24 protein-coding genes, 1 tRNA gene and 1 pseudogene are annotated in these 25,730 nt (G+C 38.8%); 9 read left to right on the plus strand and 17 right to left on the minus strand.

Annotation, left to right across the window (positions count from 1 at the left end; all coding sequences use genetic code 11):
- Positions 1-686: pseudogene (locus HP439_RS07580) on the plus strand (bifunctional phosphoribosylaminoimidazolecarboxamide formyltransferase/IMP cyclohydrolase); the annotation flags it as partial.
- Between the two features lie 264 nt (positions 687-950).
- Here HP439_RS07580 and HP439_RS07585 read toward each other — a convergent pair.
- From HP439_RS07585 to HP439_RS07615, 7 genes are all read right to left on the minus strand, one after another.
- A complete protein-coding gene (locus tag HP439_RS07585) occupies positions 951-1,910 on the minus strand; it encodes an exonuclease (RefSeq protein WP_172389736.1) in 960 nt (319 codons plus the stop codon).
- Positions 1,898-2,503 (minus strand): dephospho-CoA kinase, encoded by a 606-nt coding sequence (gene coaE / locus HP439_RS07590; protein WP_172389737.1) that lies wholly within the window; start codon positions 2,501-2,503, stop codon positions 1,898-1,900. Before coaE ends, HP439_RS07585 begins: the two co-directional genes overlap by 13 nt.
- Positions 2,504-2,505: 2 nt before the next feature.
- Complete coding sequence (locus HP439_RS07595) at positions 2,506-3,453, minus strand: CdaR family protein (protein ID WP_172389738.1); 948 nt, start codon at positions 3,451-3,453, stop codon at positions 2,506-2,508.
- Positions 3,454-3,584: 131 nt separating this feature from the next.
- Positions 3,585-3,905 (minus strand): preprotein translocase subunit YajC, encoded by a 321-nt coding sequence (yajC, locus tag HP439_RS07600; protein WP_172389739.1) that lies wholly within the window; start codon positions 3,903-3,905, stop codon positions 3,585-3,587.
- Between the two features lie 81 nt (positions 3,906-3,986).
- Entirely contained in the window at positions 3,987-4,424 is a 438-nt protein-coding gene (locus tag HP439_RS07605; protein ID WP_172389740.1) for a DUF1573 domain-containing protein, read from the minus strand.
- A gap of 4 nt (positions 4,425-4,428) precedes the next feature.
- Positions 4,429-5,376 (minus strand): transcription antitermination factor NusB, encoded by a 948-nt coding sequence (gene nusB, locus HP439_RS07610; RefSeq protein ID WP_172389741.1) that lies wholly within the window; start codon positions 5,374-5,376, stop codon positions 4,429-4,431.
- 59 nt (positions 5,377-5,435) lie between these two features.
- On the minus strand, positions 5,436-6,509 hold the full coding sequence (locus HP439_RS07615; protein ID WP_172389742.1) for a Leu/Phe/Val dehydrogenase: 1,074 nt from the start codon (positions 6,507-6,509) through the stop codon (positions 5,436-5,438).
- A 312-nt stretch (positions 6,510-6,821) separates the two neighbouring features.
- On the opposite strand from HP439_RS07615, the gene HP439_RS07620 reads away from it, so the two are divergent.
- The 4 genes from HP439_RS07620 to HP439_RS07635 all read left to right on the plus strand — a co-directional run bounded on the left by HP439_RS07620 (position 6,822) and on the right by HP439_RS07635 (position 12,627).
- Complete coding sequence (locus tag HP439_RS07620) at positions 6,822-8,597, plus strand: ABC transporter ATP-binding protein (RefSeq protein WP_172389743.1); 1,776 nt, start codon at positions 6,822-6,824, stop codon at positions 8,595-8,597.
- A 188-nt stretch (positions 8,598-8,785) separates the two neighbouring features.
- Positions 8,786-10,072 (plus strand): BamA/TamA family outer membrane protein, encoded by a 1,287-nt coding sequence (locus HP439_RS07625; protein WP_172389744.1) that lies wholly within the window; start codon positions 8,786-8,788, stop codon positions 10,070-10,072.
- Positions 10,073-10,164: 92 nt separating this feature from the next.
- A complete protein-coding gene (locus tag HP439_RS07630; protein ID WP_172389745.1) occupies positions 10,165-12,237 on the plus strand; it encodes a TonB-dependent receptor in 2,073 nt (690 codons plus the stop codon).
- A 30-nt stretch (positions 12,238-12,267) separates the two neighbouring features.
- Positions 12,268-12,627 (plus strand): DUF4180 domain-containing protein, encoded by a 360-nt coding sequence (locus tag HP439_RS07635; RefSeq protein WP_172389746.1) that lies wholly within the window; start codon positions 12,268-12,270, stop codon positions 12,625-12,627.
- Here the strand turns inward: HP439_RS07635 and HP439_RS07640 are convergent.
- Entirely contained in the window at positions 12,624-13,817 is a 1,194-nt protein-coding gene (locus HP439_RS07640; protein ID WP_172389747.1) for a class I SAM-dependent methyltransferase, read from the minus strand. The genes HP439_RS07635 and HP439_RS07640 overlap by 4 nt on opposite strands.
- A 148-nt stretch (positions 13,818-13,965) precedes the next feature.
- Here HP439_RS07640 and HP439_RS07645 point away from each other — a divergent pair, with 148 nt between their 5' ends.
- On the plus strand, positions 13,966-14,754 hold the full coding sequence (locus HP439_RS07645; protein WP_172389748.1) for a Cof-type HAD-IIB family hydrolase: 789 nt from the start codon (positions 13,966-13,968) through the stop codon (positions 14,752-14,754).
- A 39-nt stretch (positions 14,755-14,793) separates the two neighbouring features.
- Here HP439_RS07645 and trxB read toward each other — a convergent pair whose 3' ends face one another.
- The 4 genes from trxB to pyrE all read right to left on the minus strand — a co-directional run bounded on the left by trxB (position 14,794) and on the right by pyrE (position 17,999).
- Complete coding sequence (trxB, locus tag HP439_RS07650) at positions 14,794-15,750, minus strand: thioredoxin-disulfide reductase (RefSeq protein ID WP_172389749.1); 957 nt, start codon at positions 15,748-15,750, stop codon at positions 14,794-14,796.
- A gap of 17 nt (positions 15,751-15,767) precedes the next feature.
- A complete protein-coding gene (locus HP439_RS07655) occupies positions 15,768-16,724 on the minus strand; it encodes a 3'-5' exonuclease (protein WP_172389750.1) in 957 nt (318 codons plus the stop codon).
- 216 nt (positions 16,725-16,940) lie between these two features.
- Complete coding sequence (locus HP439_RS07660; protein WP_172389751.1) at positions 16,941-17,339, minus strand: SRPBCC family protein; 399 nt, start codon at positions 17,337-17,339, stop codon at positions 16,941-16,943.
- 15 nt (positions 17,340-17,354) lie between these two features.
- Positions 17,355-17,999 carry an orotate phosphoribosyltransferase gene (gene pyrE / locus HP439_RS07665; RefSeq protein WP_172389752.1) on the minus strand — a complete coding sequence of 215 codons (645 nt, stop codon included), beginning with the start codon at positions 17,997-17,999 and terminating at the stop codon, positions 17,355-17,357.
- 22 nt (positions 18,000-18,021) lie between these two features.
- Between pyrE and HP439_RS07670 the strand changes: the two genes are divergently transcribed.
- The gene (locus HP439_RS07670) at positions 18,022-18,609 is read left to right on the plus strand and encodes an NUDIX hydrolase (RefSeq protein ID WP_246229300.1); all 588 of its coding nucleotides are present in this window, start codon (positions 18,022-18,024) and stop codon (positions 18,607-18,609) included.
- A gap of 75 nt (positions 18,610-18,684) precedes the next feature.
- On the opposite strand, the gene HP439_RS07675 is transcribed toward HP439_RS07670, so the two are convergent.
- Complete coding sequence (locus HP439_RS07675) at positions 18,685-19,161, minus strand: hypothetical protein (protein ID WP_172389754.1); 477 nt, start codon at positions 19,159-19,161, stop codon at positions 18,685-18,687.
- 258 nt (positions 19,162-19,419) lie between these two features.
- Here HP439_RS07675 and HP439_RS07680 point away from each other — a divergent pair.
- Positions 19,420-19,501: transfer RNA gene (locus HP439_RS07680), tRNA-Leu, on the plus strand.
- Positions 19,502-20,025: 524 nt separating this feature from the next.
- Here the strand turns inward: HP439_RS07680 and HP439_RS07685 are convergent.
- Positions 20,026-21,120: an SDR family oxidoreductase gene (locus HP439_RS07685; protein WP_172389755.1), complete on the minus strand. Its 1,095-nt coding sequence runs from the start codon at positions 21,118-21,120 to the stop codon at positions 20,026-20,028.
- 83 nt (positions 21,121-21,203) lie between these two features.
- On the opposite strand from HP439_RS07685, the gene HP439_RS07690 reads away from it, so the two are divergent.
- The gene (locus HP439_RS07690) at positions 21,204-21,992 is read left to right on the plus strand and encodes a helix-turn-helix domain-containing protein (RefSeq protein ID WP_172389756.1); all 789 of its coding nucleotides are present in this window, start codon (positions 21,204-21,206) and stop codon (positions 21,990-21,992) included.
- Between the two features lie 148 nt (positions 21,993-22,140).
- Here HP439_RS07690 and HP439_RS07695 read toward each other — a convergent pair whose 3' ends face one another.
- From HP439_RS07695 to HP439_RS07705, 3 genes are all read right to left on the minus strand, one after another.
- A complete protein-coding gene (locus HP439_RS07695; RefSeq protein ID WP_172389757.1) occupies positions 22,141-24,144 on the minus strand; it encodes a heavy metal translocating P-type ATPase in 2,004 nt (667 codons plus the stop codon).
- Positions 24,145-24,312: 168 nt separating this feature from the next.
- Positions 24,313-24,735, minus strand: coding sequence for a Fur family transcriptional regulator (locus tag HP439_RS07700; RefSeq protein ID WP_172389758.1), 423 nt, complete (start codon positions 24,733-24,735; stop codon positions 24,313-24,315).
- 11 nt (positions 24,736-24,746) lie between these two features.
- The coding region (locus HP439_RS07705) for an efflux RND transporter periplasmic adaptor subunit (protein WP_172389759.1) at positions 24,747-25,730 on the minus strand (984 nt) is incomplete at its 5' end.

Genomic DNA, 25,730 nt, shown 5'->3' on the forward strand with positions numbered 1-25,730 from the left:
CAGTAAAACAGGCGTGGATTGATGCTTTAGCGTGTGATCCAGTCTCTGCTTTCGGCGGAGTATTGATAACTAATGGTGAAATAGATGAAGACACAGCTACAGACATTAACAACTTATTCTTTGAAGTATTGATTGCTCCTTCATACTCTCCCGAAGCGCTTGCCGTGCTAACCGGAAAAAAGAATCGTATCATTCTGCGTCGCAAGGAAATACAACTTCCTACAGAACAATTTAAGACTTTATTAAACGGAGTTATTCTACAAGATAAGGATCTTACCGTAGAAGGTCCTGTAGACATGCAAACTGTGACCGATACCAAACCTACTGCTGAACAGTTAGAAGATCTTTATTTTGCGAACAAAATAGTCAAGCATACTAAATCAAATACAATTGTGTTTGCAAAGAATGGAACACTGATTGCATCTGGTGTCGGTCAAACCTCACGGGTTGACGCATTAAAACAAGCGATCGAAAAAGCAGAATCTTTTGGTTTTGATATCAACGGTAGTGTGATGGCGTCTGACGCATTTTTCCCTTTCCCTGATTGCGTTGAAATTGCGGGTAATGCTGGAGTAAAAGCCGTCCTTCAGCCGGGTGGATCAATTAAAGACAAGTTATCGGTGGAAATGGCAAACGAAAAAAATATCGCCATGGTCATCACAGGTGTGAGACATTTTAAGCATTAATAAACGGCCTTATTTATCTGAATTGGATATGAAAGAACAAAGGACAAAAAAGTAAAGATTTGTCCTTTGTTCTTCCTACAGATCCATTTCTTGAGATTACGAAAGGTAGCCTAACAAATAATAGATTATTATAAAAACCACTATTGTTCCTAAACATCCGCCACCAAGCTTTTTAGCTCCCCATCCTGCAATTAACGCTCTAAAGAATTTATTCATAATCAGCCGTATTTGTGAATAGAACAACTCACAACAACAATGCCGAAGCTACTTGCTAGAGTGAATAATATCTCGAACGAGCAACTTATCTGCTAAAAATAACTTCAACTCTCGACCATCTCCATGTATCGTCCAAACCTGTTTTGGTGCTACAAGTGTTATATATCGCAACAAATCATCCCAATCAACGTGATCTGATATATAAAGTTCTATATCATTTTGCTTTTGTAATCGCTCCCAGCCAGAGGCAAATGCTTTGAGTACGTTCTTCGCTTTAAAATAACTATTAAAGGTAAGGGGCGGAACGAGATAAATTTTATTTGCCGCACCTTCTCGCATTGATTTACGATTATACAATGTATATTTTAGTGGTACCTTACCCAGCTCTTGGTATATTTTATGAACAGCGTACATCTTATGATGTACCAATACTTCTCGCTCCGGAAGATGCTGATTAATTAGCGCTGTTAGACGCTGGGCTTTACCTAAAGTGTAACAACCAAGCATAATGTTGCTCGAGCGATCCTTCATTTTAAGGATCTCATTCTTAATATCCGGATGCTTCGTATTGGGATTCGCAAATGTAGTTTCGGTAATCAACACATCTGTTTCTATAATTTCTATTTGCTCACAAGTAGCATCCTCCTGCATTTTATAATCACCGGTATATAGGTACCGTACTCCTTTATAAACCATTAATATCTGCGCCGAACCGAGGATATGCCCAGCCGGTATGAGATGAATATCCACGCCGCCAAATGTAAACCGTTCACCGAAATCTACCTGCTTTAGGGTTTTCTCAGAAATCTTTGAAAATTTATTTCGCATAAAAGCCAAGGTAGCTTGCGTGGCAACTATCAATTGATGTCCCGTTGTCGCGTGATCACCGTGTGCATGCGATACAACATTCCTTTGGACGGGCTTCATTGCATCAATATAGAAGTCACCATAACGACAGTAATAACCGGCATCACATTTCACGACAAAGTCGTCAATTATTTCGAGCATGATCTTGATTCTTTTAATAGGCGTTCGTGTAGCCATAATACTTGAGGCAGAAGCGCTCGGACACCATCGTTAACGATAGTAAAATCTGCAAGTCTCATCTTTTCTTCATCTGCCATCTGGGCTGAAATCCTGCTTATAACCTGTTCACGAGTAACACCATCTCGCGCCATCACACGCTGAATTTTTAGTTCTTGCGGTGCGGTAACTAGAACTGTAAAATCCAACGTCTTGTAAGAGCCGCTTTCAAACAGTAGCGCAGCTTCTTTCAGTGAATAATCAAATGTTTGCGCTTCGGACCATTTTAATGCTTCTGCAATCACTACGGGATGTACAACGGAATTTAAAAGTTTTAACCTTTCTTCGTTATCAAATACAATAGAAGAAAGAAATGCCCTATCCAACAACCCATCTTCCTGGTATACTTGGGTCCCGAAAATATCGACTAATTTACATTTTATCTCCGCATTGGTATTCATAAGTTCTTTAGCGTGTTTATCCGCATCGTAAAACGGCACACCTAATGCTTTAAACACCTTTGCTACATAACTTTTTCCAGAACCTATACCTCCTGTTATTCCAACTTTCAATTTCATAGTTATTTTCTTACGAAAAAATCGACATTCTGTGGTTCTATACTAATAACATGCGAAAAATCAGGCACCTTCGTGATGATAACGGGTAAATTGGCAACTTTATTTTTTTCCCAGTTTTCCATATCCACAATTGCTTCAAAATCCCGTGAAGACCACTTATTATAATCCTTCAACGACACAAGAAAAGTGACTTTAATTTTGCTAGGCAACGTACGCACCGAAGTGTAGCGGTTTGCGTTTTCAATCCTCAACGGGAGTTCAACAACCTTTTCGGTTACTTCACCCACTGGAATAGTGACTTCTGAAAATGTTGGATAGATGGTAATATTTGTCTTGTGGTGCTTATTCAAATACGCAACCGTACGAATGTCAGCGCTAACTTCCTTCCCGCGTATAGTGTCAGTCTCTAGAAATTCTATATTTGCCACATCTTCCATAGGACCAGTAACTGTGACATATTCGGGATTTGATCTTGTTTCTCCGACAATACCATACTGTTTCTTGAAATCTATATCGTAAACTGGTCGGACGGGAACCTTACGTTGAGTCTGTTTGGAAAAATCGAAAAATAACGTATCAGGTGACACCGCTACAACTTTATTTTCTACCGGAAACTGTCGATTAATATAGCCTAACTGATTGGTAAATACGATAAAGTTCCGTGTTTTTAGTCCACTTAGATCGACTTGAATCTGCGGTGTATCTGGATTAAGCTTGCTTAAAAATATCTTCCACCCACTCATATTCAATCTAACGTTCACTGTATCAGATTGCAAGGGATGGAATGCACGTTGTTCCGGAATATTTACGTATGAAATCGCCGCCTTCATGTAATAGGTATGTATACTTGATACTGCAAATAAAAGCCAAGCAACAAAAGAAATACCTATACAACGTATAAATATTGCAATCTTGCGCCGTTTAAGTTTGCTAATTCGAGGCTGAGACATATTCACAAATATAGTAAATCATCCGAGTTTAATGTAGCTTATTAGTCGGGGGGATCCGGTCACAGGAAATTCAAAAAAAGGGACCGCTCACGATGAGAAGTCCCTCTAGGTACTTTCAATTAAAAGTAAAATTACTTCTTAACAGTATCTCCGTTAGCTGCTTTTGACGCATCTAAAGCCACTGCAGATTTGTCGAAACGCATTTTTACATTAGATCCAACGTCAACTAAAAATGTGGTTTCACTAACTTCGACGATCCTTCCGTGGATTCCCGCTGTAGTTACAATTTTCGAATTTACATCCAGTTCTTCTATATATTTCTTGTGATCCTTTTGTTTTTTCATTTGTGGTCTAATCATAAAGAAGTAAAATACTACAATGATTAGAATCATGGGAAGGAAACTCATCAGCCCACCACCACTTGGCGCAGCTTGCAATAATGTTGTCATCATATTTAAAAATTAAAATTCAATTCTTTTCTCTCAAAAGTAAGGAAAGTAAACCAATCTACCGACTAAAAAATGAAATGATACTTAGTTGGGTGTTACCTCGCCTTTTAGCTGGATTGTCGTGATATTATTTTCTGCATTGGACACAACCGTTACAATTTTTTGTTGCTTACCAACCTGTCCGTCGCTATTGAAACTTACCTTCACTTCTCCCTGCTTCCCAGGAAGTATAGGCGTTTGCGTATAGGATGGTGTCGTACAACCGCAAGAGGCTGATACTCTTCCTAAAATAATCGGAGTGGTACCCGTATTGGTAAATTCATAAACATGCTCCACCACTTCCCCCTCTTTTACAACGCCAAAATCAAATTCACTTTCTACAAACTCAATTTTACCCCCCATAACTTGATCTCCAGAATTTTCAATACTATCTGACGACTGTGCTGTTTGCTTATCGCTATTTCCACAAGAAATCAACACCATAACTACGAAACTGACGACACTTAATTTCAAAATACGCATATTTTTACCCTTTTAATCCTCTACCCTCTTTTTGGATTCGATCTTGCTGTGTTAACTCAGCTAATATCTTATCGAGAATCCCGTTAATAAATGTATTACTTTTCACCGTACTAAATGCCTTTGAAAGCTCAATATACTCGTTAATCGTTACTTTTACTGGAATCGTTGGAAAACTGATCAATTCACAAATTGCCATCTGCATTAAAAGATTATCGACCAGTGCAATACGATCAGCTTCCCAATTTTTAGTTTTCACCGAAATCATATCTTGGAACTCCTTTGTGTTGCGAATGGTCAATCTTAACAAATCAACAATATATTCACTGTCCTCGTCCCAATTCGGAGTTAAGTTAGCGAGCTGATTTTGCGATGGGTTTTCACTGCTAAAATTCTTGAATGTTTTTGCGACCATCGCCTGAAGCACCTCCTTGTCCACTGGCCAATTGATAAATTTGGTTTCGAACACTTGGTCAACATCTGCAGATTTCAAAATAATTTTCTTAAAAATATATTTGATAATATCTTTCTCTGCAGCAATTGAGCGGTCATCTTGTTTTAGATACGCTAAATACTCTTCGGACACTTTCAGTTCTGCAAAAATAGAACGTACTATTTCCGGATCAAAAGACCAAGACACATCATATTTTTTTACGTTCTCTAAATATGCCCTATTTTGCCTCAAGGATTCGATAAAACTATTTGTGTTTAGTTTTGTTGTATAAACTTTGTCTTTCTCTGTCGGTAAAAACTTATTTGCTCTTCCTTCTGCGTCTATTAATACATATTCAGCTACCTCATCTAAAAGATTCAGTGCCCATATATACATTTGGTTGACCTCATCAACACTTTTAAAAAGTGCTTTTTCAAAATCCTTGATTTGTTTATCTTCAGATAAACTGTACGCATATAGCGTTTGCATTACTTTCACCCGCAGGTGCCTTCTATTAAGCATAATTAAATTTAAAGAACGATTGTATATAAATAAGAACGATATTATACTTTATTAATAAGTTACCTTTTTAACAACTTAATGTCAAAGATACGCTTTTCTGCGATTTGTTTAGCTGCTTGATATGTTGTAATATTATCTTCCTTCGACTTTTGAATCACGTGGCGGGTTGCGTTATAAATGTTTTTCACTAATGATTCCGTTCGGTCGTTACCGTAACCTTCAAGTTCTGAAAAACAACTAATTAAAGCACCTGAATTAATTAAAAAGTCCGGCGTATAAAGGATGTCATGTTGTTTCAACAATACGTTGGTCTCTTCCTCGTCTTTAAGCTGATTATTCGCAGAACCAGCAATAATTTTACAACGCATACGCGGGACTGTTTCCGGATTTACAGTACCGCCTAAAGCGCAAGGCGCGTATACATCGACATCAAGTTCAAAACTTGAAGAATAAGTGATAGGCTCCGCTTTATATTTAGCAGCTACCTTCATTTTACGTTCTTCCGTCATATCCGATACATAAACACGGGCATTTTCAGCGCGAAGCATCGAGACTAATTGCTCTCCAACACTACCTACCCCCTGTACAGCGATTTTGCGTCCAGCTAAACTATCATCACCATATAATTCTTTTATCGCTGCCTTTATACCATAAAAAACGCCGCGAGCGGCAAATATTGTCGTATCCCCACCTCCGTTAAGCGAAGAAGGAAGTCCTGCAACATAGTTTGTCTCCGAAAGCATATATTCCAGATCTTTAGGTGTAGTCCCTATATCTGTCGACGCGATAAAATTGCCATTAAGTCCCTGGATAAATTGACCAAAACGACGCATCAAAACCTCGGTTTTGTCCGTGCGATTGTTTCCAATAATAATGGCACTTCCGCCACCTAAATTCAGCCCAGCCAAAGCTGCCTTATGTGTGATAGCCTCCGATAAACGCAAGGCATCATCCACCGCATCGGAAATAGATTCATAAGGTAACATACGAACGCCACCGATAGCGGGTCCGAGTGTTGTATCATGGATTGCAACAATCCCTTGCAAGCCGACGGCTTTGTCATGGCAAAAAAATAGATTCTGATGGTCTGATTTGCCCATCTTTTCGAAAACTGACGAATTGCTTACATCCATAACGTTCAATAAATCCGAGTGTCTTTTAAATTATACTTTGCAAAAGTATGAAATATTTTTTTCACCCAATTTTATTCCTTGCAATATTTCTAATATCCGCACTTCTGTAACTTCTTAAATTAATCCTTCGTTAACAACAGGAAAGGTTTTTAACCGTAAATACTGGGAAAATATGCCCTCAAAGACAAAGAAGCCTTGTACTCAAAAAATGATTCTGGTATTCGACTGGAGTAGCCCCTATAGGAAATATTATATTTTGCCGACAAACGCAACCAACTATTTTCAATATTTTAGCGTTACATTTGTCTACACATGAAAGAGCTAGCGTATCTAAATAAATACTTCTATAAATACCGTTGGAAACTCATCCCAGGAATACTCTTTGTAATCGCTTCGAACTATTTCGGCATATTGCCGGCAAAAGTAATCCGTGAAGCTTTTGACCTTGTAAAAGAGAATATCGATTTGTACCGGTTGTATGATGGTTTTGATCGCCAAGACCTGGTTTATCAAGTTTTTAGTAGCAGCCTCCTCTTTTTTGGTCTTGTCGTTTTAGCTTTATCTTTAGCACGTGGCATCTTCTTGTTTTTTATGCGTCAAACGATCATACTTACTTCAAGACATATCGAATACGATCTGAAAAACGAAATTTATCAGCATTATCAGGACCTTGATTTTTCATTCTTTAGAAAAAATAACACTGGTGACATGATGAACCGAGCCACTGAAGATGTGAACCACGTTCGAAATTATTTGGGCCCTGCAATCATGTATGCAATAAATACAGTGGTTCTATCGATTATGGTGATTTATGCAATGTATGACGTAAATGCAACGCTGGCGACCTATGCACTTCTTCCTATCCCTGTCCTATCGATCATCATTTTATTTGTTAATAAAATCATTAATCAACGTAGTGAGCGTATCCAAAGACAGCTTTCGACACTGTCCTCATTCGTCCAAGAAACATTTTCCGGAATCCGAGTTGTTAAAAGTTACAATCAAGAAAAACAGAAAATGGATCTTTTCGCAACGGAAAGTAATACTTACAATAAGGTGTCTTTAGATTTGGTTAAAATTCAAGCGATCTTCTTTCCCTTAATTATCTTTTTAGTTGGATTTAGCACGATTATTACAGTATATATTGGTGGTATCGAGGTGAACAATGGAGCAATTACTGCAGGTAACATTGCAGAATTCATCATTTATGTGAATCAACTAACTTTTCCTGCAATGTCTCTTGCCTGGGTAACTTCACTTATTCAACGTGCAGCTGCATCACAAAAACGAATAAATGAATTTTTAAAAACGACGTCTGAAATCCCAGAGGGACATCTAGAGCACGATCTAAAGGGCGATATAAGGGTTAAAAACTTATCGTTTACATACCCTGAGACAGGCATTAAAGCGATAGACAATCTCTCCTTTCATATTCCACAAGGGAAAACCTTAGCAATTATTGGTAGAACTGGGTCTGGTAAATCTACGTTGGCAAACTTATTATTAAGGATGTACGATCCTGATAAAGGCAGTATACACTATGACGACACACCTGTTCCCGCGATCAAAACGGGAAGTCTACGCCAACAAATAGGCTTCGTACCGCAGCAGGTTTTCTTGTTCTCTGACACAATTGCCAATAATATTGCTTTCGGGCTAGACAGTCTTGAGATGGACCGCGTAGAAAAGGCTGCGAAGGATGCAGCGGTCTACAACAATATTATTGACTTCGAAGAGGGCTTTCAAACTTCAATTGGCGAACGAGGTATAACTCTGTCAGGAGGTCAAAAACAACGTATTTCAATCGCACGGGCATTAATTAAAGACCCCAAAATTTTGATATTTGATGACTGTTTATCGGCTGTTGATACGAAGACTGAAGAAGATATTCTTCGAAACTTAAGTCGTATCATGAAAGGGAAGACTACAATATTTATCGCACATCGAATATCGACCATCAAAAATGCTGATCAAATTCTTGTGATTGAACAGGGACGAATCATAGAGCAGGGTACCCACGAACAACTTCTAAACCTAGGCGGCGAATATTATGATCTCCACGAACAACAACTTTTAGAAGCTGACTAACATACCTCAATGGTTATTTATTTTGATGTATACACTACGTTCCGATTGGAAAAGCATGTAGTTTAAAGTTACGCTCCACTAATAAAAGGTTAGGGAATCATCAATTTTCAGAGCTTCTCAAAATAAAGTATATTAGCAAACAACTATTAACCCGAGTTGTTAATTTTAGTGTTTGCTAAAAATAATCTATGTACAAATATCTTCTGGCGTCCGTAATGCTGTTATTATGCTTTTGCACATATGCACAGCAAGTTATTCTAAAAGACACAACTCTGAATACTGCGATCGATACCGTCCCGAAAAAACAGAGTCTGTATGACATTAGTGACGGCATTAAAGATATCAGCCGTTTCATTCGCCGAGATACGTCCAAAAAAGTCGCAAAAAAAAGATCGGGTATATCCATCCTACCCAATTTAAACTACAATCCTAGTATTGGTTTTCAAATCGGAGCCAAGGTTGTTGGAGGGGTTTATTTGGGCGATCCTAATACGACAAGCATGTCGACTTTCGCGACGGCGTTGAGTTACACAACAAGAGGCATTATCTATGGGTACGTTGCACATGACACTTACACCAAAGAAAATAAATGGAACATCAAAGGGGGACTAATTGTTGCAAAAAGCGTCGCTTTAGATTATGGTTTAGGGATTGGAAATACAATCGAAACAGATGATCCAGAAGTACAAACTATTAATAATCCTGAGCGAAAACGCTATGTAAACGAATTTACAGTTTACAGTGTCAACGAGCGTTTATATAAAAATTTGTTTCCAGGAATGTTCGTTGGTGCCGGTGTGTTCTTTGAGCTCAAACGGAAAATTAAAACGTTAGGTAATCAAGAACTGAACCCACTAGATATCTACAGCGCGAGCAAAGGCTATAATAATGAAAACTACAACAATAACGGGTTGATGATGAACATCCAATATATGACTCGAGATAACCCTAATAGTGCTTATAAGGGAATATATTCAGATGTCGTACTACGAATGAGCCAAACATGGCTTGGAAGCGCACAAAACGTCCTTCAGCTTCAAACGGACTTTAGAAAATATTGGCAACTCTCCAAATTACGTCCAAACCACGTATTAGCTTTTTGGTATTGGGGATCTTACGGTCTAAACGGAGATCTAGCATACCTCGATCTCCCTGGAACAGGAAAAGACACGTACGCCCGAAGCGGTAGAGGATACACCAACGGCTATTTTCGTGGCCGCTCATACGCGTACTCCGAAGTTGAATACCGATTCCCCATCCTTCGGAATCAATTTCTCAGTGGCGTTGTTTTCGCAAATATCCAAACCGCAAGTGACCCAGTTGGGACAAAGCTTTTCCAACATTGGCAACCCGCTGCCGGAGGTGGTATCCGACTACTGTTTAATAAAGCAACACGTACAAATTTATGCATTGACTATGCTTTCGGAAAGTATGGCCAACATGGGCTTTTTTTAGGGTTAAATGAAGCCTTCTAACGACGCCCCCTCTAACTTTCGAAGATTAAAAACCGAACGATCTCACAATTTTGTATCTTAGCCGGCAAAATCAGCTGAATACTATTTTTATTATGTTCCGAAAATTACTTCTTGCTACTTTTATATTGTCGGGGAATACGAGTTTCTCCCAACAATATAAGGACACGACCGCCATTGCTCCTATAACGATTGACGCTTATTTTGGCGACCAACCACTTGTCGGCCTAACCTCTTCGGCTAACACATTAAATCAGCGCGACATAACTTCCCAACAACCGAATACGCTCGTTTCTGCTTTCAATAGTGTACCGGGTATCCGGTTCGAAGAACGTTCGCCAGGGAGTTATAGACTGGCCCTTCGCGGAAGTATGATCCGGTCACCATTCGGAGTTAGAAATACGAAGATATACATTGATGATTTTCCTCTTACTGACGCTGGGGGTAATACCTATATAAACTTAATTGACCCGCAGTCGATTTCTTCCATACACATACTTAAAGGACCCGACGGCTCCCTGTTCGGAGCGAACTCTTCTGGTGTTATCCGGATCCGTCCAAAGGGTTTTGGAAAGCTAGATGATCAAATAGCGTTAACCTTGAGCGGCGGTTCCTACGGATCATTTAATGAGCAATTATCGATACAACGAAAGGTGAACGAAAAGTATCAATTTTCATTCGATCAATCGTTCGTTCGATCAGATGGTTATAGAGAACACAGCGCACTTAACAAAAAAACTTTTCAAACTGCCCATCAATGGAACTACACGACAAAAAATATGCTTCGTTTGTATTTACTATATGCAGATATGGGATATCAAACTCCTGGCGCGTTGACGATCGAACAGATGGTCGAAAACCCCCGTATGGCACGCCCCCCATCGAAAACGCAACCAGGGGCAAAGGAACAAAAAGCAGCAATTTATAATAAAACATGGTTTGCAGGCCTCGCTCATCGAGCAGAGCTTTCTAAACATCTTCTACACCACATCAGTGTATTTGGATCCAATACGGACCTTCGAAACCCCTTTATTACAAACTATGAATTCCGTGATGAAAAGAATTTAGGTGTTAGAACATACCTTTCTTTCCATAAAGACGAAAATAAAGACTTCACTTGGCAAATGCAGATTGGTAGCGAGGTTCAAAAAGGATGGAATAAAATAGATAATTACGATAACGAAAACGGTATTTCTACTGTTCCGCAGGCAAAAGATGATCTGGATAACTTGCAAGCTAGCATTTTCTATCGAGCAAACTTAAATATCAGCAGCCGTTGGGACATCGATGGTTCTATAGCATTTAATCATGCACGTATTGATTACAACGCGAGATACCCAATGACAACCGAAATAGGATCTGGAAAGATAGATTTTGGCACAATATGGATGCCCAGAATTGCCAGTTCCTACATGTTATCTGATAAAATGGCTCTGCGTGTTTCTATATCAAAAGGATATTCTACGCCTACACTGGCCGAAGTTCGTTCCTCCAATAATATGATTAACCTCGATTTAGAAGCTGAGACTGGAACAAATTACGAAATGGGCTATCGCATAGAAAGCAAAGACCGCCGTGTCATCGGAGACTTCTCTGTATATTCTTATCAAATGAAGAATGGTATCGTCAGGCAAGTTGACCAAAATGGAGCCGAATTTTATCTGAACGCAGGGGAAATGGATCAAAAGGGAATTGAGGCGAATATACATATCCACTTGCTTCGACCTAGAAACACCGGCATTCTACGTAACATTGTGTATCAAGGATCTATGTCTCGTAACTTCTATAAATTTGGCTCCTATACTAATGGTGAAGACGATTTTTCAGGAAATGATATGACGGCAGTCCCTAAATGGGTAAACGCAAACAATCTCTTGCTTAGCTTTGGAAGTCAAATATTTTTAAATATCCATCATCGAAATGTTTCAGCTTCTCCTTTAGATGATGCGAATACTGTTTATGCAAACTCATACAATTTGATTCAAGCTAAAACAGGTATCGACATACCCTTAACGAAAAATGATATAAAATTACATCTTTTTGCGGGTGTTGATAACCTATTAAATGAAAGTTACAGTTTAGGAAATGATATAAATGCGTTCGGAAATCGCTATTTCAATCCGGCGGCGAAACGGAACTATTATATAGGTGCACAGGTCTCTCTTTAATCAAAGATATCAGATTACAAAATATATCAAATGGAAATCATTGAACACAAAATTCAAAATATGAAGATCGCTGAGCTAAAGAGTCCTGGCCACATATTGAATAATTTAGACGATGCTATGCAAATAATAGGGGATATGTATTATCAGGGATATGACGCGATTATATTAAATGCGAGTTTAATTACCCCCGACTTTTTTGACTTAAAAACCAAATTGGCAGGAGAAATTCTACAAAAATTTTCGAATTATCGTATTCGATTGGCAATACTTGGCGACTGGCGCAGAATTCGATCGAAAAACTTATCAGATTTTATTCGGGAAAGCAATTCGGGAAAACTAATTTACTTCGGAGATACAGTGGAAAATACCTTATCTCATTGGAGCCATTAAGATTCAAGGCCAAGTAAACGCTCCAAATGGTGGTAGGTAATACCAAAAAATATTTTTGTTGTTTTAATTTTCATTAGAATTTCTTCTCTACGCTGTTGACTAACGGATTTCTTTTCACCGACAATCAACACATTCTTCGGCGTATGTGTATCGGAAACAAATTGAAATACCTTAGTGTGATATCCATGGTACTCCAAAATCAATGCGCGAATACCATCCGTAACCATCTCGGCCTGCCGTTCCAGAAAAATTCCGTGCTTTACAAGAAAGTCAAGTTCATTATCCACTTTAGCTGTCTCTATCTCTCGTCTTATCTGTTTGTGACAACAGGGAGCAACGACAATTAAATCCGCGTTATGTTCAATCCCTTGGGCAATAGCGTCATCAGTCGCTGTATCACAGGCATGGAGAGCGATGAGTATATCCAGACGGCCACTAGCATTATATTCATTAATTGATCCCTCTTCAAATCTCAGGTTACCAAACGATGCAGTTTCAGCAATGCGATTGCATAGACTTACTAGATCGTCACGGTATTCCACGCCAACAATCGATGAAGGGCGACCAAGTATGTTTACTAAGTAATCGTACAGTGCAAATGTTAAATATCCTTTTCCAGACCCCATATCGACGACTTGTAACATATCGCGATGTGGAAGGTCTTTCAACATCGTACTCAAAAGTTCGATATAGTGATTTATTTGCTTCCATTTGTCCTGCGCTGTTTTATAGACATTCCCTTTTTCATCGGTGAGTTTTAACTCGTGAAGATATCTTTTAGATCCCTCCGCTAGTTTTCTTTCCTTCTGATAATCGTGCGTAAGTTCTGGAGGTAATTTTCCAGTTGGTTTATCACTTTTAGTGGTCCAATTTTTATTTTTAGTTTGTTGACATGTTATATTCGCTTCGGTTGTAAATAACGTCGATGCAGCAAAATTACTAGCATTGAACAGCTCCCCTATTAAATTTAAACCCTCATCGACTGTGTAATTCTTCGTTATATCGCGCGTCTTATATCGGTAAATAAAACTCAATTTGAATTGACGCTTTATTTGTACCGGTCTTACGTAGATATTTTTTAGATTAAGTTCCATACCCTTATAGTTACCCAGAGATAATCTAATAAAGTTCTTTTGATGTATATGCGTCTCAATCGAGCGGATAAAAAGAGTGCGAATGTCTGCCTCCATAATAAATTCCTGTTTTATCGAACAAATATAAGAATCCAGAAATACTTTATTAGGTTAATTCAATTAATACAACTTCTTTCTAGGAATGTTCACAAATTCTTAACCAAAATATACCGATTTAAACTGATCATTTTGCTAATTTTACATCATGCAAAAACCTGTTATTAAAGCAATATTTTTCGATATCGATGGTACCTTATTAAGTTTTAAAACGCACGAAGTACCTGAATCAACTCAAAAAGCAATTTCATTGCTGAGAGAAAAAGGAATTAAAATAATCGTATCTACGGGAAGATCAATCAACAGTATCGATCACATTAAATATCTTGATTTCGATGGCTACATCACTTTTAATGGCGGTTATTGTATGACTACGGAAGGTGATATTCTCTTCAAACAGGCAATTGATCCAAAAGATATTCATGCGATTTTAACCTACGCAAAATCGCAAACGCTCAGTTTCTCATTAATGTCAGAACGTGAGATTACAATTCATGATGTGACACCCGAAATTGCAGGCATGTACGCTCACTTAAATCTACCTGTTCCACCCTTAGTAGAAATTGATAAGGTTGACACAAGCGGTATTTTGCAGACAAATATTTTTATCGGTCCTCAACAGGAAGCTGAGTTCATGCAAAACGTAATGCCCAATTCTGTTGCCTCGCGGTGGACACCCTTATTTGCAGATGTAAATCCAAAAGGTCAAAGTAAACAAATCGGTATTGATATTTTTTGTAAGTATTTCGGGCTAGATGTAAATGAGACAATGGCTTTCGGCGACGGGGGTAACGATATAACCATGTTAAAGCACGTAGGAATTGGAGTTGCTATGGGAAATGCCAACCCCGAGGTAAAAGATATCGCAGACTACGTGACCGATGATGTGGATGAAAATGGGATTTGGAATGCTTTGAGGTACTTCCAAATTATTTAGAGAGAGAAGCTTTAAACTTCGCTCTCTAAATATTCGCTATTAATCATCTCTACCGGCCAAATACCGCTCTGCCTCAAGTGCTGCCATACATCCTGTTCCCGCGGCAGTAATAGCCTGACGATACACGTGATCTTGAACATCTCCGCAAGCGAACACGCCCTGAATATTAGTGGCAGTGCTATCTGGTTTGGTTAGCAAATAACCTGTTTCGTCCATATCTAGGCTGTTCTGAAACAATTCTGTATTCGGCTTATGACCGATTGCTACAAAGAAACCAGTCACGTCCAAGACAGATTCTTGTAGCGTTTTATTATTTTTAACCCGTACGGCATTGACACCGCGTTCATCGCCTAAAATTTCTTCTGTCTCGGTGTTATAAAGTACTTCGATATTTGCTGTGTTTTGTACACGGTGTACCATTGCTTTGGAAGCGCGAAATTCATCACGTCTTACAAGCATATACACTTTGCGACATAGCTTAGCTAGATAAGTCGCCTCCTCAGCCGCAGTATCGCCAGCACCGACGATCGCTACATCTTGGCCTTTGAAGAAAAATCCATCGCACACTGCACATGCTGAGACACCAAAGCCATTATATTTTTCTTCCGAGGGAAGACCTAGCCATTTTGCTGTAGCTCCCGTCGCAATAATAACGGTGTCGGCAGTGACCCATTTGGAACCGTCAATTTGAATCTTGTGAATACCGCCATCTGTTGAAAAATCAACCTCCGTAGCGTAACCGAAACGTACCTGCGTTCCAAAACGCTCTGCCTGTGCTTTCAAATCTTCCATCATCACGGGACCTGTGATACCTTGTGGATATCCAGGAAAGTTGTCAACATCTGTTGTCTGCGTTAACTGCCCACCAGGGACTATCCCTGTATAAATCACGGGATGTAAATCTGCGCGAGCAGCGTATATCGCTGCAGTATAGCCTGCCGGCCCGGAACCAATTATCAAACACTGTAAGTGTTCTATCTCTTCTGTATTACTCATTATTGAATTACTCTTTTTTATTTACCAAATTTACCTTGAAGTTGTTTCAACATATCGTCCGTCACAGGACGCGTTTTTTCAACAGGTTTTTGCTTTTGTACATTTGTTTGTGGACGTTGTACCTGCGGGCGTGTGTCCGCTGCTTTCTGCTCTTCACGCTGAACTTTCTTGGACTCCCGGAATGCTCCCCATAATTTTTCTAACACCTTTTTAGTGTACAATGGAAAGTCGCCATTCTGCATCCAAGAATAATAACTCGGTTCAACTTCAAAAACATCAATAACCTTCTTGCCTTTGTGTTTTCCAAAATTTATACATGGATCACCATCAACATCATACACTAGTCGACCCGCGAAATCCACCGGATTAGACAAATTCGTAAATTTATGTAGAGCTGGTACGTCATTGATGACAGGTTTACTCACAACACCATGTTTATCTTCGAATGCCACACCGTCGTATTTTGAAAGCTGCGCTTTTAGCACCTCATAAGTCGCTCTCACGTCCGCTTCCGCAGTATGTGCGTTCTCGAGAGCGGCATTGCAGTAAAACTTATACGCAGCTTTAAGCGTTCTCTGTTCCATTTGATGGAATATATTCTGTACGTCTACAAACGCGCGCCCTTCAAGGGAAAAATCCACACCGGCTCGGAGGAACTCCTCCATCAACATCGGAACGTCAAATTTATTAGAATTGTAACCGGCTAAATCTGCATCTCCTATAAAATCCCGGACCTGTTCAGCGATGTCCTTAAATATAGGGGCATCCTTAATATCTTGGTCATAGATACCATGAAACATCGACGATTCGAGCGGAATAGGCATGCCCGGATTAACACGTATTGTCAAGACGTCCTCGCTACCATCAGGAGATATCTTTAGTATGCAAAGTTCAACGATGCGGTCAGCAGAAATATTGACGCCAGTTGTTTCTAAATCAAAAAAAGCCAACGGGCGTTTTAAATGTAGTTCCATCTAATAAAGATTGTTTATAAACTTGAAAAGCAAAAATACAAAACTCTTTCGTTGTTCTTGTCTTCAACCCAAATTAATGACATTAATCCTATCTTACTTTTCCCCATCACCCCGAAGCACGTATCTTCGCTCGAAAAAAATAATCGCATTTATTCAATAAAACAACATAGCCCCAATCTGGATCCAGATTGGGGCTATATATAATTTTTTAATACGCTAACCTAAAATTTCCTTTAATTTATTGACCTGGTGATCTACCAACTTCTGAAGAGGCCCCGAGGCCATCATCTTCATCATCATGTTAAGTTCGGCTTCAATAACAAACGATGCTATTGTTGTACTCGCTCCTTGTTGATCGATCTTCCAACGTAAAGTCAATGCAAAGGGTGTATCTCCCTCAGGCACACAAACCAGTTCTTTATTTTCAATACGCTGACTCATTTTCAGAGAAAGTTTCGCCATATTTTTTATCGTGAAGCTAGCATGGTCATAACTAGACGACCAGTTTGTGATATTTTCTGGCATCAGCTGTTCATGGTTATTCAAATCGGATAAGAAAGCATAAACCTCTGCAACGGACTTTTGAACTTCAATATTGTTTTGAATGATTGTCATAATATTTGGTTAAAATTATTCTGCCAACCAGTTTTCTGGATCTCTACGCCACTTCTCTAGCAACGTCATATCGGATTCCAAAACATAGCCATTAGTTACCGCTACTTTAATTAAAGCATCGTAGTTACATAAACTGAAGAACGGGCATTTTGCGTCTGCGAAATTTTTCGTTGCAATATCCAGACCGTATGTAAATATTGAAACTAACCCAACAACATTACACCCAACAGCACGCAACGCCTCAACAGCTTGCAAACTACTTTTACCAGTAGATATCAAATCTTCAATTACCACAACACGTTGTCCACTAACAGCCTCTCCCTCAATCAGGTTTTGACGACCATGTCCTTTGGCACTGCTGCGCACATACGTAAATGGCAGCCCTAAATCTTGGGCGACCAACGCCCCTTGAGGTATGCCAGCGGTTGCCACACCTGATATCATATCAACCGAGCCAAATTCATCTTGGATTAACTGTGACAAGTTCTGACGGATATATGTACGGATTGCCGGATGCGATAATGTAATACGATTATCACAATAAATTGGAGAGTTCCAACCCGATGCCCAAGTAAAAGGGTTTTTAGGTTGCAATTTTATTGCTTTAATTTGCAATAAGGATTCTGCAATTTTTTGTTCAACCTCATTTAAATTATTCATGGCACAAATTTATAAAATTTATATGAACGAATCTCAGCTAATTTTAGCTGATTTTCTTCCAAAGAAACTATCTATCGTCCAAACAATTGGTTTACAAGAGATTGACCTTGAAAAACTTTTCCAAGCCTCAAAAAATAGAAACTCAAAAGATATCACCTATTTGTACATCCATCCTGATATAGACAAAGTTTTTAAATCACTTTTGCTAAAAACCACCGTGATCAAAGCCGCTGGGGGACTGGTACGCAATGGTGAAGGCAAATTTCTTTTTATACATAGACTTGGTAAATGGGACCTCCCTAAAGGAAAAGTAGAAGGTAACGAAAAAATGCGTAGCGCCGCTGTTCGAGAGGTCGAAGAAGAATGCGGAATTAAGGTAGATTATTTAGGAGATAAACTAACCACAAGCTACCACATGTATACTATGCGAGGAAAAACCGTTCTAAAACAAACCAATTGGTACAATATGGGCGTCAACAAATCTCCAATTTTAACGCCGCAACTCGAGGAAGACATCACTGAGGCTAAATGGGTTGATCGGCAAGATCTTGAGAAGTTAGAAGATAACACCTACCCGCTTATTACTCAAATCATCAAACAAATTAAGTAAATCAATAAGGGAGCGCTAATTCCTAGCACTCCCCATCTAACATGAAACCTAACTACAAATCTTCCGTAATTACCGTTACTTAACTCCTCGAACACTCGGTGTAACGTTTTTCTGATCAACTTTATCAAAAGGTTGCGCATCTAAATGTTTTCCTCGGCGGTGCATCATTTTACGTTTTCTATGTGTTTTAAATTTTTCATTCAGAGCTTTTTTTTGCTCCTCAGTTAGTATTTTGTGTAACTTTTCATGAGATCCTTTCATCTCTTGGCGATGGCTTTCACGGAGCTTTTTATGTTGATCCCAATATTCTAAGGACTTTCGAGCGTCCTCCAGTTGAATCGCATATATCTGTGCTCGTTGCTCATCCGTAAATTTCAGTTCCTTATCTAATCGTTCTGTTTTAATCTTCGCGATTTCTTCAGGATTTTTATTTTCCATAACACGTTCATGGTGGGGACGCTTAATAGCCTCGTCTGTACCGATCTTTTCTTGAGCAGAGGCGGCTAAACACATACCGAGGAAAAGGATACCCATTGTCATAATTTTGTTCATATCTATTCCATTTTAAATGGTGTAACGACAACTCCAAACTTGAGTCATTTACATGATAGAATCGTTTTAAATGAAATCGTTTAATATAAATTAGGTTAAAAAACGTTAACTTAAAAAAATGACGTGAGGTAGATGCCGACAGCGAGTACATCAAATTAAATCAACTAGGAATCAGACTCTTTCTAAAAACATAATAGTTTTTTTTGGAAAAAGTAAAACAACTACTATCTTTGCAACGTCAAAACAATGATACAGCACGCCCAGCTGGCGGAATTGGTAGACGCGTTGGTCTCAAACACCAATATCTTCGGATGTGCCGGTTCGACTCCGGCGCTGGGTACTTTAAAGAAAGCGATCGGATGACGAATCGCTTTCTTTCAGTTTAAACCCTGTTTTTGACAAACAGACACAACCTTGACGTGGGTGTTTTAGTTAATTAAGCCAATAGTTTCGCGGAAATCAATTGTGAGCTATCACATTCGAACTAGTGTTCAAATTTCGACTACCATTCAGTATGGAAAAAGCATACTAAGAAAAACGGAAACTTATCTTTCTATTTACAAGTCTATATTGTTGCCTAGGAAATCGAGAATTCCTGCCTTGAACTAACAACTAAATAATAAAAACGAAGGAATATCGCGGTTACGTGCAATGTCCTTTCAAAACAGAAAGCATAAGCTCGAGGGCGAAAAGTCTGTCAATTTTATCGAATCGTTGATTCTTAGCTTTTCATACTCATTTAGTAGACCTCTACCTATAATAACTAATTCAACACATTCACGTTATACTCGACGAAGCGTTTTTTTATATCAGAGGCCATCGGATCGTCGTTCTTTAATAACCAAATTAATGTTGACATCTTTTTTAAGGGATTATTTTTTTACGCTTAAATTCGTCGAACAGATCAAAAAACATTTTCTCAGTATCCATAAATTCATGAAATCCCATCCGTCTTGCCTTCATGCCGTCGGAGAAAAAATCGTAATTCCAGGAAAAAACAAAGTCTCCAAATCCCCATGCTGACACCTCCTTATAGCTATGTTTTTCCAGATTATACTTTTCCTGTATCTGTTGCCAAACACTTGCTTTATCTGCCATAACTGTTTGCAATGGTAGAGGCATTGGCGGTGCTACTTCCATATCAAAGTACGAGGCTATTTTTGGCCAGAATTCATTCCAACGTATTAAGTCTCCGTTGGTTATATTAAACGCTTGATTACTACTATCAGGATTTGTTGCGGCCCACACTGTCGCATGGGCTAACAAACCAGCATCCGTAAAATCTATCAATTTATCATAGGCGTCTGGTTTACCAGGGAATCGAAGCGGTATCCCCAGCGCTTTGGATATCGTGGCATAGATAGCAATTACCAAGGCGAGATTCATCGGATTTCCTAACGCGATACTACCAACAACTGACGGTCGTATTGCGGACCAATTCCATTTTTTCCCGACCTGTTGCCTCTCCAAATACTGCTGTTGATCAACATTAAACTCTGGCGGCATATGTCCAGCATCGCTTTCTTTAGCGGGAGTCTTAAACGTACCGTAATGTGCGCCATAAACTTTATAGCCTTGCATCAAACTGATGTGTTGTAAATCCTTTGCGACATGCTCGATCTCAGTAACCACGTTTGTAAGCATGACAAGATTTGGGGACACTAGTTCAGCCCATGACGGTTTATCTTGATAAGCGGCATAAAAAATATGGGTAACGCTAGTCAAAGATTGCAATTGCTTTCGGCTGTCTTCTTTGTCAAGCAGATCCACGGAAAGATATTTCGTTTTTTTGGTGTCAATACCGCCGCGGCGAGAAACGCCGATGACATTCCAATTGTTTAATTCCTCAAGGTGTTTAATCAGATTACTCCCGATCACACCATTCGCACCAATTACCAACGCTGTATTTTTACCTTTTAACCTACTTGAATTGGTTATATTAATTTTTCTATTTGTCATATAATTTGTTTTGCTCTTAACAAAGATGCAGCGCAAATAATCGTTGCTTATTGTAGAAAACTATGATAATTTTGTAAGAATCTATGAAACGCTATAATCAATTTGAACCGGTACTTATTTCAGACTTTGAGGAACTGGAATGGAAACACCCTATCCACAAGCACAATCACTATGAATTGATATACATTAAGAGTGGCTCAGGCATACATTTTATTAATTCATGGCCAATTAATTACCATCAAGGGAATATCTTCTTAATCGGCCCGGAAGAAGAGCATAGGTTTGAGATTAGGGAAAAGACACGGTTTGTTTATTTGAAGTTCACTAATGCTTATATCTACCAAGGTGATCTAATTACACACAACATGGTTCAAAACCTAGAATACCTCATCAAGAGCAAAGAAACTCATCATTCGAGGTTTAACCTTTCCTCGACAGATCAGCACACAGTTGATGTTTTATTCGATGTGGTAATTTCGATGAAAAATAATACGTTGAGAAACGAACAGATGATATTGATGCAACTTCTCGCTCTATCCGCTATCCTACAACGGAACATGCCAGAGATCAAAATCAGTGAGAACCGAAGTCGTGATATGCAGGCTGTTTTTTGTTATATTCATAAACATATCTATCAACCTAAAAATTTAAAAGCGGATATAATGGCAGCGCATTTTCATCTTACACCCGCGTACATAGGTCCTTATTTCAGAAGGAATACGGGCATGACGCTGAGAAAGTACATTGGGGACTATCGAAAGAACTTGATTATGCAAAGGTTGCGTAGCGGGAAAACTAGCCTCAAACAACTTGCTATTGAATTTGGTTTAACGGATGAAAGCCATGTAAGCAAACTGCTTAAAAACAAATGAAGGCAATGCAACGGCTTAGGACTCTCTCTATAAATGTAGGTCGTGTTCTTCGCGATGTGTTTCAGAAGTCTCATATGGTCACTGTCAAGATCGAAAATACTGCCTGCAGTATATTTTACTTAACACTTTCCATCTGCTTTCTACATTGCTAAAATTTCATTCGTTGAATACGCACTGCGTTTAAGATCGCTAATAACGCGACACCTACATCGGCAAACACAGCTTCCCACATCGTGGCTATCCCACCTGCCCCTAAGACCAAAACGACGCCTTTTACGAGGAATGCCATCGAAATATTCTGCCAAACAATCATTTTGGTCTGTTTCCCGATCCCAATTGCCATGGCAATTTTACCAGGTTTATCGTCTTGAATCACGACATCAGCCGTTTCGATAGTAGCGTCACTGCCCAAATTGCCCATGGCAATACCGATATCGCTGAGCGCTATAACAGGCGCATCGTTTACACCGTCGCCCACAAAAGCTACTGTTTCCTTATTAGCCTTTATCTCTTTAATTTTATTTACTTTATCTTCAGGCAATAAATCACCAAAAGCATGTTTAATTCCCAAGGCACCGGCAACAGAATCCACCACGGCGCTTTTATCACCACTTAGCATTGTTACTTTTACATCCAATGCATTTAATTTATCGATAGTGAGTTGAGCATCGTCTTTTATACTGTCTGCAATGGTGATATATCCTCTATAATGATTGTCATAAGCCACCGCGATAACGGTATAAACGATATCGTTGAGATCAGTATCATACGTAATAGAAAATGTATCCATTAACTTAAAATTCCCCACTAATAACTCTTTCCCCTGAATTTCAGCCTTTAATCCTTGACCTGGAATTTCTTCTACATTCCGTAACGGAATATCGTAGCTTACGTCCCCTACAAATTCACGAATCGCAGTAGCGACAGGGTGACTGCTATGACTTTCCAGCGCATTAACTAGTTGCAACAATTCAACCTTATCAAGCGCATTTTGAAAAACCACTTCCCGCACTTTGAAAACTCCTTGGGTTATAGTGCCTGTTTTATCCAACACTACATGTTGAACACCAGCAATGGCATCTAAAAAATTACTCCCTTTAAACAATATTCCATTCTTACTGGCCGCTCCAATACCACCAAAATAACCTAAAGGTATACTGATCACTAACGCACAAGGACATGAAATAACCAAAAAGACCAAAGCCCTATATAGCCAATCTTTAAACTGATAATCCCCTACGAACCAATACGGCAATAAACATATCGCAACAGCTAATAATACGACAATAGGCGTATAAACTTTTGCGAACTTTCGAATAAATAGTTCCGTGGGTGCTTTTTGCGAACTAGCATTTTGTACCAACTCTAAAATTCTGCTCAATTTGCTGTCGTTATAGAGCGTGGTGACTTTCACTTGTATAACGGTATTTAGGTTAATCATTCCCGCAAAAACAGTTTCTCCCTTAGTTTTTGTATCCGGCATACTTTCACCAGTTAATGCCGAAGTATTAAATGAAGCATTTTCAGATAATAGCTTTCCATCTAGACCTAGCTTTTCCCCCGGCTTTAATTGTACTATTTCATTAACGATCACATTTTCAGCTTTAACCGTTTCAGGGATACCATTACGCATGACTGTAACTTCATCCGGCCGTTGATCGAGTAACAACTTGATACTCCTTTTAGCTTTTTTCACCGCTAACGACTGAAATACTTCACCTACAGCATAAAATAACATGACGGCAACTCCTTCAGGATACTCCCCAATCGCGAACGCACCGATTGTTGCAATTCCCATTAATAGGAATTCAGAAAACACATCCCCGTTGCGCATACTTTCAAATGCTTCCTTTAAAACGGGAAACCCGACAAACGCGTACGCAACGATATACCATACAATCCGAAACCAACCAATGAACCACGTAGCCTCGAAAAGGTAGTCAAAACAAACAGCAAGGAGCAACAACAATGTCGAAATAAGACTCGGTAAGAACATTGATATCAGGTTGGCCCTGACCGGATGATTGTCATACTCGTCATGCTCCAAACTATTCGAATTCACTTCTGTATTTTCTATTTCATCAGAGGAGCAACATGTCGCCCTCTTTTTTCTGCCAGAAAGCTCCTGTGGATTTTTATTGGGATTGATCATAACATTTATATTTTAGCCACATGGTCTTCATCTACTCGTACTTTTCATTTTAGTACTAGACAACTCACCATACAAGATTCGCAATTCAACTTCTTAAACATTCTGTATAAATTTGTCGCGTGCTTCGTAAATTGCATTAACAAATATAATCAACGCAAGCTTGCAATGCTATTGCAAACTTATTGACAAACAATGCTCACAAATTCCTTTCCCGTATAACCTCAATTCATCAATTCGATATCGTTTATTCTCATTTATAGGCATTTTAAAATCCTCCTTACAGGTCGTTTGATTACACTTAATACAATAGAAATGTAAATGCCAATCGTTATGTACTACTTCATTGCATCCATCATCACACAGGATATATTTCATTATTTTATTCTCCTGAATACTGTGCACAATTCCTTTCTCTTGGAACGTTTTCAAAGTTCTGTAAATAGTAACTCTATCTGCTTTATAAAACTGACCCTCAATTTCAGACAAGGACATTGCAATCTGCTGTTGCTCTAAGAGAGCATATATCAAAATCCGCATACTGGTTGGATTAGTCTTCTTATTCAGAAGTTTCTGTTCTATCTTCTTATTCATCCTAAAACTATTTAATGCGTGTGCCCTTCTCCTTTATTACTCAACTTGGCATTTACAAAAAATGCCCCTTTGACAACAATTGGAGAGCCTATTCTGATTTCATTTACCGGCGTTACTGCTGTATAACCTAACGCTGATGTCCCAATTACTACTTCGACCTTTTCAAAGTGTAAAGTGTATTTCGAATCGTACTCACTTTTTTTCCCTTCCATAGCAACCGCCGACTTATCTAACTTTCCTTTAACCAAAAAGATATAGTATTTCCCATCTGCATTCACAATTGCTTCACTTGGAACAGCAGGACTAGACATTTTATCAAGATTTACAATTCCTGTGACATTCATCCCATCAATCAATCCGCTTTTGTCTCCCACTACTTTACTATGTATAGCAATGGTCTTGCTCTTAGTATCGAAAGAAGAACCTACCTTATAAACCTCGGCTACGTGGTTTTTATTAGGATTATTGGTTACGACAAAATCTATCTTCTGCCCGATTTTAACCAATGGAAGGTCTTTCTCAAACACCTGTAAATCTAGATGTAGATTGGTATTTTCAACCAATTCAATTATAGGAAAGGAGACATCTACATAACTTCCAATTTTCGCAAAAACATTTGTCACCGTTCCACTAATAGGGGTTTTAATTTCTACAGATGTTTTAAGACTAGAATTCGATAATGAAATCGAATTGATTCCCATCATTTTTAATTGTTGATGTAATGAAGCTTTCCGTGTTACCAGGTTGTTCAACTCTTTATCAGCATTTTGCAGATTTTTCTTAGCTCCGACGTTTCCCTCATATAATTCTGTTTGTCTTCGAAGTTCTAATTCCGCAAATTCAATGCTGCTTTTAATTCTTATGTACTCCTCTTGAAGTTCTATTAACTCCGGATTAGAGACAGTCGCAATAACTTGCCCTTTTTTAACATAATCCCCGATTTGCACTTGAAGGGTTTTTATAATACCTCCAATGAGGGAAGTAGCAATTGCTTT

Source organism: Sphingobacterium shayense (genome assembly GCF_013179575.1).
In the GTDB taxonomy this organism is placed as follows: Bacteria; Bacteroidota; Bacteroidia; order Sphingobacteriales; family Sphingobacteriaceae; genus Sphingobacterium; species Sphingobacterium shayense.

Bases quoted from the DNA above. Each gene is read 5' to 3' on its own strand.
- HP439_RS07630 (WP_172389745.1), top strand. From the start codon at position 10,165: ATGTTCCGAAAATTACTTCTTGCTACTTTTATATTGTCGGGGAATACG.
- HP439_RS07640 (WP_172389747.1), bottom strand. From the start codon at position 13,817: ATGGAGGCAGACATTCGCACTCTTTTTATCCGCTCGATTGAGACGCAT.
- yajC (WP_172389739.1), bottom strand. From the start codon at position 3,905: ATGATGACAACATTATTGCAAGCTGCGCCAAGTGGTGGTGGGCTGATG.
- HP439_RS07700 (WP_172389758.1), bottom strand. From the start codon at position 24,735: ATGAATAAGAAGATAGAACAGAAACTTCTGAATAAGAAGACTAATCCA.
- HP439_RS07690 (WP_172389756.1), top strand. From the start codon at position 21,204: ATGAAACGCTATAATCAATTTGAACCGGTACTTATTTCAGACTTTGAG.
- nusB (WP_172389741.1), bottom strand. From the start codon at position 5,376: ATGCTTAATAGAAGGCACCTGCGGGTGAAAGTAATGCAAACGCTATAT.
- HP439_RS07685 (WP_172389755.1), bottom strand. From the start codon at position 21,120: ATGACAAATAGAAAAATTAATATAACCAATTCAAGTAGGTTAAAAGGT.
- HP439_RS07605 (WP_172389740.1), bottom strand. From the start codon at position 4,424: ATGCGTATTTTGAAATTAAGTGTCGTCAGTTTCGTAGTTATGGTGTTG.
- HP439_RS07660 (WP_172389751.1), bottom strand. From the start codon at position 17,339: ATGACAATCATTCAAAACAATATTGAAGTTCAAAAGTCCGTTGCAGAG.
- HP439_RS07595 (WP_172389738.1), bottom strand. From the start codon at position 3,453: ATGTCTCAGCCTCGAATTAGCAAACTTAAACGGCGCAAGATTGCAATA.
- HP439_RS07695 (WP_172389757.1), bottom strand. From the start codon at position 24,144: ATGATCAATCCCAATAAAAATCCACAGGAGCTTTCTGGCAGAAAAAAG.
- HP439_RS07625 (WP_172389744.1), top strand. From the start codon at position 8,786: ATGTACAAATATCTTCTGGCGTCCGTAATGCTGTTATTATGCTTTTGC.
- HP439_RS07670 (WP_246229300.1), top strand. From the start codon at position 18,022: ATGAACGAATCTCAGCTAATTTTAGCTGATTTTCTTCCAAAGAAACTA.
- coaE (WP_172389737.1), bottom strand. From the start codon at position 2,503: ATGAAATTGAAAGTTGGAATAACAGGAGGTATAGGTTCTGGAAAAAGT.
- HP439_RS07655 (WP_172389750.1), bottom strand. From the start codon at position 16,724: ATGGAACTACATTTAAAACGCCCGTTGGCTTTTTTTGATTTAGAAACA.
- HP439_RS07620 (WP_172389743.1), top strand. From the start codon at position 6,822: ATGAAAGAGCTAGCGTATCTAAATAAATACTTCTATAAATACCGTTGG.
- HP439_RS07675 (WP_172389754.1), bottom strand. From the start codon at position 19,161: ATGAACAAAATTATGACAATGGGTATCCTTTTCCTCGGTATGTGTTTA.
- HP439_RS07635 (WP_172389746.1), top strand. From the start codon at position 12,268: ATGGAAATCATTGAACACAAAATTCAAAATATGAAGATCGCTGAGCTA.
- trxB (WP_172389749.1), bottom strand. From the start codon at position 15,750: ATGAGTAATACAGAAGAGATAGAACACTTACAGTGTTTGATAATTGGT.
- pyrE (WP_172389752.1), bottom strand. From the start codon at position 17,999: ATGAATAATTTAAATGAGGTTGAACAAAAAATTGCAGAATCCTTATTG.
- HP439_RS07585 (WP_172389736.1), bottom strand. From the start codon at position 1,910: ATGCTCGAAATAATTGACGACTTTGTCGTGAAATGTGATGCCGGTTAT.
- HP439_RS07645 (WP_172389748.1), top strand. From the start codon at position 13,966: ATGCAAAAACCTGTTATTAAAGCAATATTTTTCGATATCGATGGTACC.
- HP439_RS07615 (WP_172389742.1), bottom strand. From the start codon at position 6,509: ATGGATGTAAGCAATTCGTCAGTTTTCGAAAAGATGGGCAAATCAGAC.